General features: G+C 34.6%; 12 protein-coding genes. 7 read left to right on the top strand and 5 right to left on the bottom strand.

Features of this window, described 5'->3' with window-relative positions; translation table 11 throughout:
- Positions 1-199 precede the first annotated feature (199 nt).
- Complete coding sequence (locus tag EV142_RS08390; protein WP_132034448.1) at positions 200-2,569, top strand: GAF domain-containing protein; 2,370 nt, start codon at positions 200-202, stop codon at positions 2,567-2,569.
- A 17-nt stretch (positions 2,570-2,586) separates the two neighbouring features.
- Here the strand turns inward: EV142_RS08390 and EV142_RS08385 are convergent, their stop codons facing one another.
- Positions 2,587-3,765 carry a Pycsar system effector family protein gene (locus EV142_RS08385; RefSeq protein WP_132034446.1) on the bottom strand — a complete coding sequence of 393 codons (1,179 nt, stop codon included), beginning with the start codon at positions 3,763-3,765 and terminating at the stop codon, positions 2,587-2,589.
- A 26-nt stretch (positions 3,766-3,791) separates the two neighbouring features.
- Here EV142_RS08385 and EV142_RS08380 point away from each other — a divergent pair, with 26 nt between their 5' ends.
- Positions 3,792-7,523: a metallophosphoesterase gene (locus EV142_RS08380; protein ID WP_132034444.1), complete on the top strand. Its 3,732-nt coding sequence runs from the start codon at positions 3,792-3,794 to the stop codon at positions 7,521-7,523.
- Between the two features lie 238 nt (positions 7,524-7,761).
- Here the strand turns inward: EV142_RS08380 and EV142_RS08375 are convergent, their stop codons facing one another.
- Both EV142_RS08375 and EV142_RS08370 read right to left on the bottom strand, forming a co-directional pair.
- Positions 7,762-8,622, bottom strand: coding sequence for an SdiA-regulated/phytase-like domain-containing protein (locus tag EV142_RS08375; protein ID WP_132034442.1), 861 nt, complete (start codon positions 8,620-8,622; stop codon positions 7,762-7,764).
- 98 nt (positions 8,623-8,720) lie between these two features.
- Positions 8,721-9,773, bottom strand: coding sequence for a hypothetical protein (locus tag EV142_RS08370; RefSeq protein ID WP_132034440.1), 1,053 nt, complete (start codon positions 9,771-9,773; stop codon positions 8,721-8,723).
- Between the two features lie 126 nt (positions 9,774-9,899).
- Here EV142_RS08370 and EV142_RS08365 point away from each other — a divergent pair, with 126 nt between their 5' ends.
- The 3 genes from EV142_RS08365 to EV142_RS08355 are packed head-to-tail and all read left to right on the top strand — an operon-like array spanning position 9,900 to position 14,003.
- A complete protein-coding gene (locus EV142_RS08365) occupies positions 9,900-10,811 on the top strand; it encodes an ABC transporter ATP-binding protein (RefSeq protein WP_132034438.1) in 912 nt (303 codons plus the stop codon).
- Between the two features lie 3 nt (positions 10,812-10,814).
- Complete coding sequence (locus tag EV142_RS08360; RefSeq protein ID WP_132034436.1) at positions 10,815-11,651, top strand: ABC transporter permease; 837 nt, start codon at positions 10,815-10,817, stop codon at positions 11,649-11,651.
- Positions 11,652-11,711: 60 nt separating this feature from the next.
- The gene (locus tag EV142_RS08355) at positions 11,712-14,003 is read left to right on the top strand and encodes a T9SS type B sorting domain-containing protein (protein ID WP_238698677.1); all 2,292 of its coding nucleotides are present in this window, start codon (positions 11,712-11,714) and stop codon (positions 14,001-14,003) included.
- Between the two features lie 72 nt (positions 14,004-14,075).
- Here the strand turns inward: EV142_RS08355 and typA are convergent, their stop codons facing one another.
- Entirely contained in the window at positions 14,076-15,872 is a 1,797-nt protein-coding gene (gene typA / locus EV142_RS08350) for a translational GTPase TypA (RefSeq protein WP_127339470.1), read from the bottom strand.
- Between the two features lie 167 nt (positions 15,873-16,039).
- On the opposite strand from typA, the gene EV142_RS08345 reads away from it, so the two are divergent.
- Both EV142_RS08345 and EV142_RS08340 read left to right on the top strand, forming a co-directional pair.
- Positions 16,040-17,752 (top strand): PAS domain-containing sensor histidine kinase, encoded by a 1,713-nt coding sequence (locus EV142_RS08345; RefSeq protein WP_132034432.1) that lies wholly within the window; start codon positions 16,040-16,042, stop codon positions 17,750-17,752.
- An 8-nt stretch (positions 17,753-17,760) separates the two neighbouring features.
- Positions 17,761-18,174 (top strand): response regulator, encoded by a 414-nt coding sequence (locus tag EV142_RS08340; protein ID WP_132034430.1) that lies wholly within the window; start codon positions 17,761-17,763, stop codon positions 18,172-18,174.
- A gap of 133 nt (positions 18,175-18,307) precedes the next feature.
- Here the strand turns inward: EV142_RS08340 and EV142_RS24225 are convergent.
- The coding region (locus EV142_RS24225; protein WP_209443526.1) for a hypothetical protein at positions 18,308-18,496 on the bottom strand (189 nt) is incomplete at its 5' end.

The following is an 18,496-nucleotide window of genomic DNA, read 5'->3' as shown; positions in this document are numbered from 1 at the left end:
CAATTATTATGGAGCAAAGATATAATAACGGAACGATCGTTCCGTTATTATTGAAGTTAATATTTTGTTAAATAAAAAATACCCCCTGAAAACGTCAGTTTCCAGCCCATTAAAATCTATCGAACCATAAACGAAAGAGATGGTAAAATCAATAACATTCTTAATTTTTGCTTAATTTTGCATTCTAAACCAAAAACAAATGGATACTCTTTTGCACGCAGAAAGTCCTTTCAAAACAATAATCTCCTTTCATAAATTAATTGAGTCTTTTGAAGAAATTGCTTTATCAAACGTAGATTATCGATCGAACTATGCGAAAGCTATTTTAAAACAGATCGATTCTATCCCTCAATTGAAGACTGGAATTGAAGATTTCAGCATTATAAAAAAGAATGAGGCTCTAATTAAAAACATATTAGCTGATTTATTTCCTACAGCTTTGACCTATAATGAAATAAAAGCAGTTACCATTCCCTTTCAAAACATCTCTTTCAATTATACAGAGCGTTTCAAAAGAATATTACGTAATGCGGGCGATGAGTTTTATATGGAGATTCGTGATTTTGACAGTCACCAGTTCTATATTAATAACTGCTGCCTGATTCTGAGCAGCTATTATGGTCAAAACATAGATTTCAATAAAATCTTTTTTTACGATATTCCGGATGAAAACGGAATTGAAAAACATTATCGAATTCTGTATAATGCCGATTTTATGGAAATCACCCCGACAGAACATTCTGTTTCGCTTACGCAAGACGATATTGATCTGCTGATTGACAACTATAATGATATGGAACTCTGGAAATCGAAATTTCCTCCCGGAAGCTGGAGCCTGAAAGGCTTCGGAATCGTTTCTTTATTCGATGCCACTACAGAAAGTGCTATCTCCAATTTAAAAAGTAATCTGCTAAAACCAGATACAAAAACGGTAGCATCAAATGATATTATCGAAAATATTTTTAAATCTATCTTTAAAATTCCGGATTTAAAAGTTGGTTTTATTATTTACAATCCGGAGGAAGAAAAATTTATCAGGCCAGTCAAATACGATAATCAACTCCAAAGTTTTTTACTTTCAACCGATCATGAAGTAGATTGCAAAAATGCTTTTTTTGGCTGTTCTTTTGAAAATTTATTAGACAAACAGGAACCTTTTGTTATTTCTAATGTCAAAAAGTTCATGGAAGAATCCCCAAATAAAAGACTGGGCGAGCATTTATTAAAACAAAACATCCAGAGTTGTGTTTTTGCTCCGGTAATAAAAGATGGTCATTTATTGGGTGTTGTCGAATTAGTTTCTGAAAATCCAAGAAGTTTAAACAGCGTAAATGCAACCAAACTTGAATTGGTCCTGCCTTATTTAACCGACACCATCGATCGTTATAATACGGATATGCAGCATCAGGTTGAAGCGATCATTCAGCGTGAGTATACTACCATTCACCCAAGCGTGTATTGGAAGTTTAAAAAAGAATCCCAGAATTACTTTCAAAACAACAATCCAACCAAAGATTATATCTTTAAGGAGATTGTGTTTAAAAACGTTTTTCCATTATACGGACAAATTGATATTAAGGGTTCATCGGAACATCGAAATGAAACGGTTAAAAGAGATTTGAAAAATCAGCTTACGACCATTTTAGAAATATTCGGAAATCAGAAACCCAATAGTAATCTGATGCTTCTGGAACAACGTAAATTTGAATTAGAAACACTTCGGGATGAATTGGATCAGCCTTTGAAAGCAGATACCGAACAACATATTCAGCGTTATATTGAAGAGGAAATTCATCCGATTTTAAAAAACACAAAAGACACGGCTAAAAATGAAAAATTAGAGCAGTTGTATTTTGAAAGCCTGGATGAAAAAACAGGAATGTTTTATCAGGAAAGAAAGAAATTTGATAATGCTATGTCTATTATCAATAAAAAATTAGCTTCGGTACTGGACAGAAAACAGTTGGAAGCCCAACAAATCTATCCGCATTACTACGAACGTTTTAAAACGGATGGTGTTGAGCATAATTTATATATCGGAGCTTCAATAGCCCCAACAAAACCTTTTGACATTATGTATCTGCACAACCTTCGTTTGTGGCAGCTGCAGACTTTATGTGAAATGGAACTGGAACATCATCAGCTAAAAGAATCTTTACCGTACGAACTCGATGTGACTTCATTAATTCTGGTCTTCAGTTCAGCGCTTTCTATTCGTTTCAGAATGGATGAAAAACGTTTTGATGTCGATGGGACTTACAATGCCAGATATGAGGTTGTTAAAAAACGTATCGACAAAGCGAACATCAAAGGCAAAAAAGAGAGAATAACGGAGAAAGAAAAAATTACGATCGTATATTCTCAGAATAGTGAAGAAGCTGAATATCTAAAATACATCAAATATTTACAGCACAAAAAAATACTGGAACCTTCAATAGAACAATTTGAAGTTGAAGATCTGCAGGGTGTTTCAGGCCTTAGAGCTATACGCGTAAAAGTGATTAATAACATTGCCGGCGCAAACGCTAAAAAAATTACGTATCAGGATTTACTGGATGAGCTCAACTAATTTAGTTGAGCTTATTGCTATAATGATTTAAAAGCGATTACAAATGCAACAACGGTGATGATAATGCCTACCATAAAAAAGTTGTAAGCAATTCGCAGCAAATTATATTTACGCTGTAACACCAATCCGAGATAGTATAAATCTTTGATCATGGTCGAATACAAATAATCACGGTCCTTCATCATCTCGTTCATCGCCCAGTCGTAATCTTTAAGCGGCATTTTGTAGAAATTTCCAAAAAACATCAAATTTACTTTTTTAGCTTCAACATCCTCACGGGTAAAGAAACCCGAAGTCACTTTTGGCCGTGTAGAAAGAATAGCAAAAATAATAGTAATAACGCTCGACATCAACATGATAAAAGTTGGAATCACGAGGTGTGCGTTTTTCGGACTGTCTAATTTTGGTATAATTGATGAAAGCGCAATTGAAATAATAATAGCATTTACAGACAACAAAATATTCGCCTTACTATCTGCAATTCCACTCAAACGCGTATGATTTCCTAAAGTTACACGAAATAAAGTATCCACACCACGATCCGGTTTTTCTACTTTATCTTTCTTTTTTTCTTCGGCTTCAGACTCTTTTGCTTTTTTCAATTCCTCCTTATTCAATCTTTTTTGAACCGCAGCGATATTTTTCTCTTTTAAGGGCTGCCATTTTTTCAGGGCATAATCCGTGTAAAAGCGATGCGTGTTTATTAAAAAACTCAGGTTTTCTTTTGCCCAGTCTAAGCTTGAAAAAGTAAGATTAAGGGTGTTTTTCAATTCAAAGCGCAATAATTCGCACGTAGATTCGTATTCTAAGCTGGTGATATGAACGTAATCAGCATCTTTTATAATCTTCTCCAGGTGTGTTTGCGGAACGTAATATTTGGATGTAGCCAGAATAAGTTTCGAAACTTCGGCTATAAATATCTCTGATTGTTCCTTCTCTTTCAAAAAGGCAGTCGCAATTTTAACGCTTTCGTTTTCATGGTCTTCTACGCCATTTATATAACCGGTATCGTGGAACCATGCCGCAACTAAAAGCATTTCTTTTTCAGCACCCTCCACATTTTCCTTATTACAAAGCTTATTAACCGCAGTTACTACATTAAAAGTATGGTTAATATTATGGTAAGAATATAAATTAGAAAGGTTATCTTTGAGTAAATTACTGACGAAATGTTCGGATTGTTCTATTAAATTCATAAAGAATATTTTTATACCACGAAATTATGAAATTGTTTTTGGATAACCATTTTATTACTAAGATTAAAAACTATTCTTTAGTAATAACCTCTGTGTTAATACTTCATTCCTGCGCTACGCATAAAGCGGAATACGGAAAAAGTGTCAGCGCCAACGAAAATGAAAACGCAACAGATACCATAAAAATTGCTCACACTCTTTTTTTAGTCGGAGATGCGGGAAATGCTGACGAAGAACAAGCACAGCAAACACTTGAATTACTGCACAAAAAGCTAAAAAAAGCAAATAAAAAATCAACTTTAGTCTTTTTGGGAGACAATATATATCCGAAAGGTTTCCCCGGTGATAATAATGCTGCAGAAAAAGCGGCAGCAGAGACAAAACTCAAAAATCAGTTAAAACTAACAGAAAGCTTTAAAGGAAAAACTATCATTATTCCGGGAAATCATGACTGGTACAGCGGTATTAGCGGTTTGGAACGTCAGTCCGATTTTGTAGCAAAATACCTTAATGACAAAAAAGCATTTATGCCCCGCAAAGGCTGTCCGATTGAAGATGTAAAAATTGACAGTACATCGACATTAATTACGGTTGACAGTGAATGGTATCTTGAAAACTGGGATCACCACCCTACCATTAATGACAATTGTGACATTAAAACCAGAGAAGATTTTTTTGACGAACTTGAAAATCTTTTAAATAAAAATCAGGAAAAAACGGTTGTTCTTGCTATTCATCATCCGTTAATGAGTAACGGTACTCATGGTGGTCAGTTTTCTCTGGAAAAACAATTATTTCCTTTGGAAAACAAAATCCCGCTTCCTATCATCGGCTCTTTTATCAATTTATTGCGGAAGACATCCGGTATTAGTCCGCAGGATTTACAGAACAAACAGTATACGATTTACGCCAAGCGAATAAAAACATTACTTCAGGGACAGAAAAATGTAATTGTAGTTTCCGGGCACGATCATAACCTGCAATACGTTAGCAGGGAAAATATCAAGCAAATTATTAGTGGTGCCGGTTCAAAATCTGAAGCTGCAAGGGCTACAGGCCCAAATGATTTTTCTTATGGAGGAAATGGTTACGCAACACTGACATTATTTAAAAGTGGGGATGCAAAAGTTAATTTCTTTGGAAAAGAAAACCAAAAAGAAAAATTACTTTTTGAACATGAAATCATAAAAGCAAAAGAAATTAACTGGGCTGCCAATAGCACTAATTTTCCGAAAACGATAACCACTTCTATCTACACTAAAGAAATGACGAAGAAAAGTTTGTTTCACAGATTCTTATTCGGAAATCATTACAGAGCCTACTACAGCTTACCAATTGAAGCCAAAACAGCAACTTTGGATACTTTGATGGGCGGTTTAAAACCCATTCGCGAAGGCGGAGGCCATCAGTCCAAATCGTTAAGAATGTCTGATGACAAAGGCCGCGAATATGTATTGCGCGCCATGAAAAAAAGTGCCACCCAATTCCTGCAATCTGTCGCTTTTAAAGATCAGTACATTGTAAATGATTTTGAAGACACCTATGCGGAAGGCTTTTTACTGGATTTCTACACCACTTCTCATCCTTATACTCCATTTGCTGTTGGAAATATGGCAGACAAATTAGGTCTTGCCCATACCAATCCTGTTCTGTACTACATTCCGAAACAAGATGGCCTGAAAGAATTCAATTCAAATTTCGGAGATGAATTATACATGGTGGAAGAAAGACCCGCGGACAATCATCTGGATGCCAAAAGTTTTGGGCATCCGAGAAATATCATCAGCACCGATGATATGATGAAAAATCTTCATAAAGATGAAAAGTATACCGTTGACGAAAAAGAATACATGAAAGCCCGCCTCTTTGACATGCTGATTGGCGACTGGGACCGACACAGCGATCAATGGCGTTGGGGAGAATATAAAATCGGGGACAAGATAGTTTATCGACCAATTCCGCGTGATCGCGATCAGGCTTTTGTTAAATATGACGGAACTTTGCTTTCGATTTTAATGAATATTCCGGCGCTTCGTCATATGCGAACTTTTAAAAATAAAATTGATAATGTAAAATGGCTCAACAGAGAACCTTATCCATTAGATCTGGCTTTTCTGAAAACTGCTGATGAAAAAGACTGGATAGAACAGGCTCAGTTTATTCAGAAAAATTTATCTGATAATGATATCGATAATGCCTTTAAGAGTTTACCAAAAGAAACTCAGGATGCCACGATTAAAGACATTCAGCAAAAATTAAAAAACAGGAAAAAAGAACTTCAGAAATATGCATCGGAATATTTTGATGTCCTGAGCCATACCATAATGATTGCCGGAACAGATAAAAAAGACAAATTTGTGATCAGTCATAATGCAAAAAAGAGCTTGGAAATTAAGGTTTACAGGATCAAGAAAGAAGGAGATGAATTGATTTACACGAAAAATGTAACCGATAGCAAAACTTCCAATCTATGGATTTACGGTTTAGATGATAACGACACTTTTGAGGTAAACGGAAATCAGAAATCGAAAATAAAAATTCGTTTGATTGGTGGTCAGAACAATGATATTTATAATATTGAAAACGGAAAAAGAGTGATTGTCTATGATTTCAAATCAAAAGAAAATACCTATAATCTGGATTCAAAGACCCAAACGCAGCTGACAGATGATTATGATGTCAATTTATACAACTACGAAAAGCCAAAATACAATGTAGTTTCAGGACTTCCAAACATTGGCTTTAATCCTGATGATGGTGTGAAAGTCGGTATTAATTTTAATTACACCGTAAATAATTTCAAGCAAAACCCTTACACGCAAAGACATGTATTAAATGCTTTTTATTATTTCGCGACTGGTGGTCTGGAATTTAATTATGTTGCACATTTCCCCGGATTATTAGGTAAATGGGTAATTGATGTGGAATCACAATGCACCACTCCGAACTTTGCTAAGAATTACTTTGGCTATGGAAATGAAACGCCAAATAACGACCAGGATTCCGGAATGGATTATAACAGAGTGCGTATTCAGCAGCTTAAAGTTGCTCCGGCGCTTAGACACGTTGGACGTTATGGAAGCGAATTGACTTTTCAGCCCTTTTTCGAAAGAATGAAAGTGGAAGATACAGAGGGCAGATTTATAAACACTCCCGGTATTGTAAATCCGGACATTTTTGAAGGACAGTCTTACGGTGGAGCAAAAATTAAATATATTTTTAAAAACGCTGATTTTAAAGCTAAACCAACTTTAGGAATGGCCTTTATGGTTGCCGCTAGCTGGACTACTAATCTGAATGATACGAAACAAAATTTCCCTACGATAGAAAGTGCTTTAGGCTTTACACACAGAATAGATCATAGCGGAAAATTGATTTTGGCTACTTATGTGAAAGGGAAAGCGATCTTAAATAGCAACTATGAATTTTATCAGGGTGCTACTTTGGGCGGAGATACCGATTTACGCGGTTATAGAAACGAACGATTTTTAGGTAATTCCTATTTCTCACAAAGTAGTGACCTGCGACTAAGTCTCGGCAAAATTAACCGTACCATAGTTCCGTTTACGTACGGAATCCTGGGTGGTTTTGACTACGGAAGAATTTGGCTTGATGGAGAAAATTCAAGAAAATGGCATCAGGACTATGGAGGCGGACTTTGGCTAAATGCTGTCAACGTAATCACCGCAAGAATCTCTTATTTTAAATCTCCTGACGAAGTGGGAAGAGTTATTTTTGGAGCTGCTTATAGCTTTTAAACTTAAGGTAGTAAGGTTCTGAGTCGCTAAGGTGCTAAGTTTTTTTTTAAAAGCTCAGAGTGGCAAAGAATCTGAGGAACAAAAGTTTTTGAATGTCTGTTTTTATATATTAAAAACAGACATTTTATTTTATATGACAGCTACTTTTAACACATTTACCATTTACATTTCACGAATCGAATCACACAATAACTAAAACCTTATCAACTTAGTATCTTAGCCTCTCAGAACCTTAAATTTATTTCAATTTAAACTCATAAACCTTACCTCCTATTTTGTTGGTTTTTTCGTCAGCGATAAGTAACGTTTTGTTGTCTTTAAAAACAATGGCTTCTTTTTGGGAGAAATGATTCAGTTTTATTTCCGTTTGTGAGCCTTTATGAAAAGAATCTCCTTTGTACCCCTGAAATAAAACAATTTTATCGTGGCTTAACAAAACCACTTTTTTTCCATCAGGACTGATTGTAGCACTTGTCAGGACACAATGATTATAAGTATCACAGGTTTTGAATGTTCCAATCTTAGTGGCTTTCTGAACTCCGGGAGCATTTAAAATTTTATAGATAAAAGCAGTTCCGTCAAACCCTTTACTTCTGTTTTTTGTGAAAAGATAAAAATAATTTCCGTGTTCAAAAAATCCTTCAACATCATAAAATAGTTCCTTTTTCTTTGGCGGAAATGCAGTTTGTTCCGGATACGAAAAAGAAACTTTATATTCGGATACCGCATTTTCTTTATTCAGCTCATTCTTCGAAACTTTATAAATACACAAATCCCTTCGTTCGTTGTCATTGTTTCCAAAATCTCCAATATAAATATTTCCGGCCTGATCTTTTGTAATATCCTCCCAGTCCACATTTGTTGCATTAGAAATGGTGATCGTTTTATTTAATTTTCCATCAGCATTTAAAGCGTAAATTTCGTTCGCATTTCCGCTGTCTTCCAGAGTATAAATCAGATTTGTTTTGGGGAAATAAGTAATTCCGGAAACTTCTTTTAACTTCTTCGGAAGTGAAAAAAGCGTTTTCAAATCAGCATCTGACTGCTGCTGACAAGCCAGCAACACAATTGAAAAGGGAAGTAGAAAAGAATTTTTCATAGTATTATTTTTAAATTATTAATCACCGATTTCAACAAGATTAAAGTAAATTCGAAAAATTAAATCAAATAAAATCCGTAGAATCTGCAACTCAAAAATTAAATTAAATTGGTGTTTTTAAAATTACGCGTAATAAATTCAAATGCAGCAAACATAATGTGTCCCATCGATTTGGCATTTTTAAATTTCATGTCATTGGTATAACGGTACAATTCCATTTTCAGTTGGTTCAGATGTTCTTCTGTCGAAATGGTATCGTGACACATGATATTCAATAGCTTTTTGATCCTGTTTTCAGCCGAATGAATACGTTTTGCCAAAATGGCCCTTTCTTCATCTTTATACTGAATAATTGAACGTTCTTCTAATTTCTCTTTAATTAGTTTTATCATCGGATAATTTTCCTTGAAAAACTGCGGACGATAAACTTTAAAATTACCTTCGTAACACTGCTGGTCAAAATCAATAGGGCGGATTTTATAAACGACCTGATCAAAATCATGAATTGGTACAATGACATAATTATAAGCCCGCATATCGCCCAAAAGACGAATCATACAGCGCTCGTTGAACTTTACAAACTCTTTTGCTATTTGAGATTTTTCCATTTCGGTACAATTATCCAGCAAAGTATCCATAAATACATCACCTGGAATTCCGATAATATGTTCTTCGATCAAAGTATCCTTATAAACCAAAAAGTTGATTTTATCCGGTGAAAGAATATCTTCCAGTTCCAATCCGTAAATTCTGGAAGCGTCTGCTTTTTTAATATAAAAATGAACATAATTATCATTGAGAATATTTCGGACTTTTATCCGGAACGGTTTCGAATTCCCAAAAGTACAATAATCAATAGCGTCAATATTCAGAAAGTGAATGATCTCGCTGTTTCCATCTGAATGCAACAGCGAATAGATTCTTTTCAGGTTCAGATCGATTTCATTTCTTTCAAATTCATTATAATAAACACGAATCCACAAGGTATCCGTTTCATTTTTATCATAGACATTTACCGAACCTGAAAATCGCAATAAGTCATCATAGAATACCGATACTTTCGAAATTCGTTCGTATCGTTCCAAATAACTTAAAAGAGATGGTGTTAAAGGATAAGTAGGTTTTTTTAAGACCATTAAAGGTTCGCTCATTTTAATATCTTTTGAATATCTTTAGTACAAATTTACAGTAAATTATAATTTTAAACACATAAATAAAATTTAGCGTAACAATAAGCCTATTGTATCGTCATACTAAAAACTAAAACCGAAATAAATTTGGAAACCATTCTTACTATCGAAAATCTCCACAAGAGATACGGGCGCATTCAGGCCTTAAAAAATGTATCTTTTGAAATACAAAAAGGCCGTGTTTATGGCATATTAGGTCCAAACGGAAGTGGAAAATCTACCACTTTGGGAATCGTTTTAAATGTAGTAAACCGGACATCAGGCAATTACAGCTGGTTTAAGGGACAAATGCAGACACACGAAGCCTTAAAAAAAGTAGGAGCTATCATTGAAAGACCCAACTTTTACCCGTACATGACCGCAGAAGAAAACCTCAAACTGGTTTGTAAAATAAAAAGCATTGACTATTCTAAAATAAAAGAAAAACTTGATTTAGTGGGTCTAACGGAAAGAAAAGACAGTAGATTCAGTACTTTTTCTTTAGGGATGAAACAGCGTCTGGCTATCGCGTCGGCACTATTAAACGATCCTGAAATTTTAATTTTAGACGAACCAACAAACGGTCTGGACCCTCAGGGAATTCATCAGATCCGTGATATTATCAGAAAAATTGCTTCTCAGGGAACTACTATTTTATTGGCCTCCCATTTATTAGACGAAGTCGAGAAAGTATGTTCACATGTAATTGTTTTGAGAAAAGGCGAAATTTTGTATTCCGGCTCCGTTGACAGTATGTCTGCCAATGAAGGTTTTTTTGAACTTCAGGCCACTGACAATGAAGCTTTGAAAAATGTTTTAAAAGAACATCCGAGCGTAGACCGAATTACCGAAGAAGAAGGAAAAATTCTGGTGTACTTAAAATCAGAATTGTCCGCAGCTGAACTGAATCAGTATTTATTTTCTAAAAACATTGCACTAAGCCATCTAGTAAAACGAAAAAATAGTCTGGAAGCACAATTTTTAGAATTAACCAAAAACGCCACTATCAAAAACAACTAAGCCATGAACAGACTTATCTCTATAGAATTACAAAAAATCTGGAAAAACAAAGCCAGTCGTGTCCTTACTTTAACCTACTTTATTTTACTTTCCTTTATTGCTTTAATAGCTTCCATAAAATTTGATATCGGGGTTTTTAAATTTCACTTAGCAGAAATGGGAATTTTTAATTTTCCTTTTATCTGGCATTTTAATACCTATGTTGCTGCCTGGCTGAAATTTTTCCTGGCCATTGTAATTGTTTCCATGATGGCAAATGAATACAGTTACGGAACTTTAAAACAAAACCTCATTGACGGTCTGAGTAAAAAAGAATTTATATTATCTAAATTTTTAACGGTGGTGCTTTTTGCATTGTGCTCTACTATTTTTATTTTCATAATGACTTTAATATTGGGCCTATCTTTTTCCTCTTATAATGAAATTGGAATTATTTTTACCGATTTAGACTATCTGTTAGCCTTTTTTGTAAAACTGACCGGTTTCTTTTCCTTCTGTTTATTTTTAGGAATTTTGGTAAAACGATCTGCATTTGCGTTAGGTTTTCTTTTGGTATGGAGTATCATTGAAGGAATTATTAAAGGTCTTTTAGTCTTCAAAATTTTCCCAAACAGCAATACCGGAAATTACATTATGCAATTCCTACCATTGGAAGCAATGTCAAATCTAATCGTTGAACCCTTTACAAGATTATCCGTAATAAAAACCATCGGAACCCAAATGGGCGTTGAAAACACCAAAGATTATGGTGTACATTATCTTTCCATACTCATTGTTTTGGTCTGGACATTTTTGTTTATTCATTTTTCTTACAAGCTATTAAAAAATAGAGATTTATAGTATATTTGCTGTACTATGAATTATTTTAAGAGAATTTTATTTTTTTCCTTTATATTTTGCTTGTCTTCCAAGATAAATGCACAATTTATAAGTATTAACGATCAGAAAACACCACAGCAGTTAATAGAAAATACATTAGTAAATAGTTCCTGTGTTTCGGTTACAAATGTATCCGGAACAGGGGACACTTTTACACCCGGAAAAAACAGTTTTGCGTATTTTAATGCCGGAACAAGTAATTTTCCTTTTAAAGAAGGTGTTGTTCTGACCACTTCAACAAGTTCATCTGCAAGAGGACCTTATATAAGCAATCAGGGCGGCGGAGATGACAAATGGCAAGGAGATTTTGAGCTGAATCAGATCTTAGGAATTAATTCTATAAATGCTACTGTACTGGAATTTGACTTCGTTCCCCTAACGGATTTTTTGAGCTTCAATTATATTTTCGCTTCCAATGAATATCAGTCTTTCTTCCCTTGTAGTTATTCAGACGGCTTTGCTTTTTTAATCAAAGAAGCCGGAACGGATGATGAGTACAAAAATCTGGCTGTGTTGCCTGGCACTAACACACCTGTTTCTTCTATTAATATTCGGCCGGAAACTGAGCCAGGTTATGATATTAAAGGTGCTCCATACCCTGGTTGCCCGGAATCAAATGAAAATTATTTTAACGGACAAAATAAAAATACAAGTCCGGTAAATTATGCAGGGCAAACGATCATCATGAATGCTCAGACAGCTCTAATTACCGGAAAAAAATACCATGTAAAATTGGTCATTGCCGATGATAGAAATAGATTCTACGACTCAGCGGTCTTTTTGGAATCGGGTAGTTTTTCTTCAAAAATTGATTTTGGTCCCGATCAGACCACACTAACCAATTATCCCGTGTGTTTTGGCGAATCCATAATTTTAGACACAAAATTACCAGCTGCTTACTCCTATAAATGGTTTAAGGATGGAGTTCTTATAAATTCGGAAAACAGTCCGGTCTATAAGGCCACAGCGTCCGGAACATATAAAGTAGAAGCAACAGTAACAGCTTCAGTTTGTGTGTTAACTGGCGAAATTAATCTTGAATTTGCTCCTGAAATTATAGCAAACAATACAAAATTGATACAATGCGATGACGATACAGACGGAACTTCTGTTTTTAATTTAACGAAAGCCGCTGATATGATCAAAAATAATGATGCAGCCATTCTTAATAAGGGGTATTACGAATCATTAGCCGATGCTGAATCAAAAACAAATGAAATTGCTGCTCCTGAAAAATACACCAATAAAAGTGCTAATCAGATCATTTTTGCCCGAATTGAAAATAAATACGGTTGTTTTAAAACGCCTCAGATAACATTGGAAATTTCAGGCAAAACGATTCCAAATCAAAATCCAATACCAACCTGTGACTTAGATAATAATCAGGATGGTTTTTATCAGTTTGATCTTGATTTGCAAGTAACTCCCCAAATTAGGACGGGGTTGCCAACCGGATTAATTATAAACTATTATTTAAATGCTGCTGATGCTTTGGCAGAAACAAATGTATTGCCCAACATTTTCAAAAATACAATCCCTTTCTCTCAGACTATTTACGCCCGTGCCGTAAACGGAGCTGACTGTTATGCTATTACACCAATTACACTTGTCGTAAACACTTTTGACCCTCCTGCTTTTGAGGAAGAAACAAAAAGTTTATGCAAAGGCAGCCAAATCGATTTGACAGTAGATCCTGCTTTTAGCAGCTATTTATGGAATGTCGCTACTAATAATACCAATTCTCTTATCACAGTTTCCGAAGCCGGAGATTACTCCGTAAAAGTCACTAATGAATTTGGTTGTGAAAAAACTAAAAAGTTCCAAGTAATTTTATCTGAACCTGCTGTGATTACCGGAGCAGTTATAAAGGATTTTTCCGGTACTGATAATTCCGTTACCTTACAATATACAGGAACCGGCAATTATGAATTCTCCTTAAATGGAATTGATTTTCAGGATGATCCTTTCTTCGCTAATGTAAGTCCGGGAGTTTATAATGCTGTTGCACAAAGTAAAGATAACTGCGGTATCTCCAATTATTATTTGCTGTATGTCCTGGATTATCCTAAATTTTTCACGCCAAACGGAGATGGTATTAATGACGTATGGGCGATTAAAAACTTAGATCAGCTTCCGGATTACAGGCTTTCTATTTTTAATCGTTATGGGAAGTTATTAAAACAAATGACCCAAAACAGCCCGGGATGGAACGGTCAGTTTAACGGTCAGCAACTTCCCTCTGACGATTATTGGTTTGATTTGATCTTTACAAATGGTAAAGATATCAAAGGTCATTTTAGCATAAAAAGATAATACTAAAACTATGAAACATAAAAAAAGCCATCCGACGTGTCGGATGGCTTTTTTATATATAAAATTCAAATATTAGAATTTAAATCTTTTTCTGTCTGTTTCAGTTAAGTAGATTTTTCTTAAACGAATAGATTTTGGTGTAACCTCTACATATTCATCTTTTTGAATGTACTCTAAAGCTTCCTCTAATGAGAAAATAATCGGAGGGATAATTCTCGCTTTTTCATCATTTCCAGAAGAACGAACGTTAGATTGTTTTTTCTCTTTAGTTACGTTTACACACATATCATCACCACGAGAGTTTTCTCCAATTACCTGACCTTCGTAAATTTCGGCATTTGGTTCAACGAAAAACTTACCACGATCTTGCAATTTATCGATAGAATAAGGAATAGCTTTTCCTTTTTCCATAGAAATCAATGAACCTTTGTTACGTCCGGCAATTTCTCCTTTGTAAGGTTCGTATCCTATAAAACGGTGCGCCATAATCGCTTCACCAGCAGTAGCAGTAAGCAATTGATTACGCAATCCAATAATTCCACGTGATGGAATATTAAATTTTACAATCATACGGTCACCTTTAGTTTCCATACTAAGCATTTCACCTTTACGCATGGTAACGAACTCAACCGCTCTACCTGAAAGAGTTTCCGGTAAATCGATTGTCAATTCCTCAATAGGCTCACATTTTTTACCATCAATTTCTTTGATGATAACTTGTGGCTGACCAATTTGTAACTCATACCCTTCTCTTCTCATTGTTTCAATAAGAACAGATAAGTGAAGTACTCCACGACCAAAAACCATAAATTTATCAGCAGAATCAGTTTCACCTAACTTCATAGCTAAGTTTTTCTCTAATTCTTTTGTCAAACGCTCTCTAATATGACGAGAAGTTACAAACTTACCCTCTTTACCAAAGAAAGGAGAGTCATTAATTGTAAACAACATACTCATAGTAGGCTCGTCGATATCAATCGTTTTCAAACCTTCCGGATTTTCAAAATCAGCAATAGTATCACCAATTTCAAAACCTTCCACTCCAATGATTGCACAAATATCTCCAGCAATAACTTGTTGTACTTTTTTGCGACCAAGTCCTTCAAAAGTATGAAGTTCTTTGATACGGGATTTAGATATAGTACCATCTCTTTTTACTAATGAGATTGGCATACCTTCATTAAGAACACCTCTTTCCAGACGACCAATAGCAATACGACCTGTAAAGGCTGAGAAATCTAAAGAAGTAATTAACATTTGTGGTGTTCCTTCAGAAACTTTAGGAGCAGGTACATTTTCAACAACCATATCCAATAATGCTTCAACATTATCAGTTACGTTTTCCCAATGATCAGACATCCAGTTGTTTTTAGCAGAACCATAAACTGTTGGAAAATCCAACTGCCATTCTTCAGCACCTAATTCAAACATTAAGTCAAAAACTTTCTCGTGAACTTCTTCAGGAGTACAGTTTTCTTTATCAACTTTGTTGATAACGACACAAGGTTTTAAACCTAAATCAATAGCTTTTTGTAGTACAAAACGCGTTTGTGGCATTGGGCCCTCAAAAGCATCGACTAACAAACATACACCATCGGCCATGTTTAATACACGTTCAACTTCACCTCCAAAATCCGCGTGGCCAGGAGTGTCGATAATATTGATTTTTGTTCCTTTATATTGAACTGATACGTTTTTCGAAGTAATAGTAATACCTCTCTCACGCTCTAAATCGTTATTATCAAGAATTAAATCACCTGTATTTTCGTTGTCACGAAATAATTGACAGTGATACATAATTTTATCAACCAAAGTGGTTTTACCGTGATCGACGTGGGCAATAATTGCAATGTTTCTAATAGATTCCATCTGAGATTTTTAATGGGTGCAAAGGTACACTTTATTTTGATATAAAAAACGTTTCTGCGATAGTTTGCGTATAGACAAGTAATTAGTTGATTAAATCAATGTAAATATCAGCGCCAAAATGAGTTTAATTATTGTTTAATTATGGTTAATTTAACTATATTTGAGTAATGAAAAGTAAAACTATCCCAATTACTCTAATTTATATTATCATTTCGTTATTTATGGCTATTTTCTGTCATAAGTTACTAACCAGTTTTATCCCCTCCAAAGAATATTTTTATTTATTCTTCATAAAAGACATCTTATTTATATTAATTACAGGTCTAATTTTCAGATATATACTCTCTAAAAACGAAAGCAAAAATATCGCTGTTTTTGAAAAATTAAAAAAAACAAATGAAGAAATTAAAGAGTCAAATGAAAAGTATGACATTGTAGCAAAAGCAACTAGTGATACGATCTGGGACTGGAAAATCCAGGAAGACAGTATTGGATGGAATAAAGGCATTGAAAGTGTTTTTGGATACAAACAGAAAGAAGTAGGAAAAACATCAAAATGGTGGTTCGATAAAATCCATCCCGAAGACAGTATCAGGATGTCAATTAAACTCTACTCATTTATTGAACAGAAAACCGAAAAATGGCAAGATCAATATCGTTTCAGATGTGCCGACGGAACTTATAAATACGTGTTGGACCGTGGCTTTTTACTGAAAGACGAAAACGGGAGAGCCATCAGGATGATTGGAGCCATTCAGGATATCACCAAGCAAAAAGAAGAAGAACAACGATTAAAACTTTTAGAAACCGTAATCACACAATCTAAAGATTCGATATTAATTACGGAAGCCAATTCAGCAAACGGAAGAATTCCAAAAATAGTTTACATCAATCCGGCTTTCTCTCAAATGTCAGGTTATCAGCCTAATGAGATAATAGGAAAATCAACAAATATCTTCAACAAAGGACCAAATTCAGATTCCGAAGAACTAAAAAAGCTATTAAGAGCGATCAAAAACGAAGAAGAATGCTTAATAGAAACCATTAGCTATACCAAACAAAAAGAAGAATATTGGGTACGGTTTTCTATGATTCCAATTTTTAATAATGATGGCGTAATTTCCCATTGGATCTCTATCCAGAGAGATATTACCGACGAAAAAAAATTAGAAACAGAAAAAGAGCATCTTATTCGCGAATTAACCCAAAACAACAAAGACTTAAAGCAATTCTCTTATATAACATCGCATAATCTGCGTGCACCATTATCTAATTTAATTGGTCTTTTAAATCTCATAGAGGACATCCCGATAGAAAATCCTGAATTAGAAGAAATCTTAACAGGCTTCAACAAATCAACACATTTATTAAACGAAACAATAAACGATTTAGTAAAAGTCATCATCATCAAAGACAACCCTTCGATGCAAAAAGAGGAAGTTTCTTTAAAAGAAGTCTTCGAGAACGTCTTCAACCAGTTATCTTTTCAGATAGAACTTCACAAACCCATCATTAAACTCAAATTTGACAAGGTTCCATTATTAAACACAAATAAAGCATATATAGAAAGCATTTTGCTTAATTTGCTAACCAATTCTATTAAATACAAATCAGAAAACAGAAAATTAAAAATATCAATTATAGCCGAACAAATGGATCATAAAGCTATATTAACCTTTAAGGACAACGGAATTGGTATAGATTTAGAGCGAAACAGAGATAAAATCTTCGGACTGTATCAGAGATTTCATAATTACCCTGACAGTAAAGGATTAGGATTATATCTTGTAAAATCCCAGGTAGAAACTATGGGAGGAACAATAAGTATCGAAAGTGAGGTTAATAAAGGAACTACATTTACTATAACATTTAAAAATTAACATCAATTATGCTTGAGCAAATTTTATGCATCGACGACGACCCGATCACCTTAATGTTATGCAAAAAAGTAATTTCAAAATCTTGTTTTTCAAATGAAGTTATCACAGCACAAAATGGTGAAGAAGCATTACATCACTTTAACATCTTAAAATACAACAACAGTAAAAATACAATCAATAAAAAGCCGGAGTTAATTTTTTTAGACTTAAACATGCCTGTTATGGGCGGCTGGGAATTTCTCGATCATTTCACCTCTTCGGATTACACCGAATTTAACAAGGCAAAGGTAATCGTATTATCTTCCACTATTGACCCTGAAGACTTAGCTAAAGCAAAGAAATATCCCATCATTATAGACTTTCTTTCCAAGCCAATAACACAGCCCATGCTTGAGTATCTTAAAAAAAAGATAGAACCATAGTACATCTCTTCAATTTATAATTTTTCCAATGGCGTTTCCTTGTGGGCCGGGCTCTTCACTAAATCTTTTGCGGGATTGGTTTGGGGGACTTTAAGAGATTTACGTTCCCCGCAAAAGGATATCGCTGCGATCCCTAACGCACTTTAAGGGTAATTTGAGATCTTGTTTCCAAAAGAATCCTCCAGCCTTGCGTCCCTTGCGATTTAATACCATTCAAGAACTCCAAAAACTCCTTTGCGGGCTTTGCGGTTAAATTCCACGACTCAATATAAAACAAAAAAATCCCCATCAAATACATGATGAGGATTTTAAAAAGAAAGGC

This window comes from Flavobacterium circumlabens (assembly GCF_004345565.1).
Classification (GTDB): domain Bacteria; phylum Bacteroidota; class Bacteroidia; order Flavobacteriales; family Flavobacteriaceae; genus Flavobacterium; species Flavobacterium circumlabens.
This window is presented reverse-complemented; position numbering and strand designations above follow the sequence as displayed.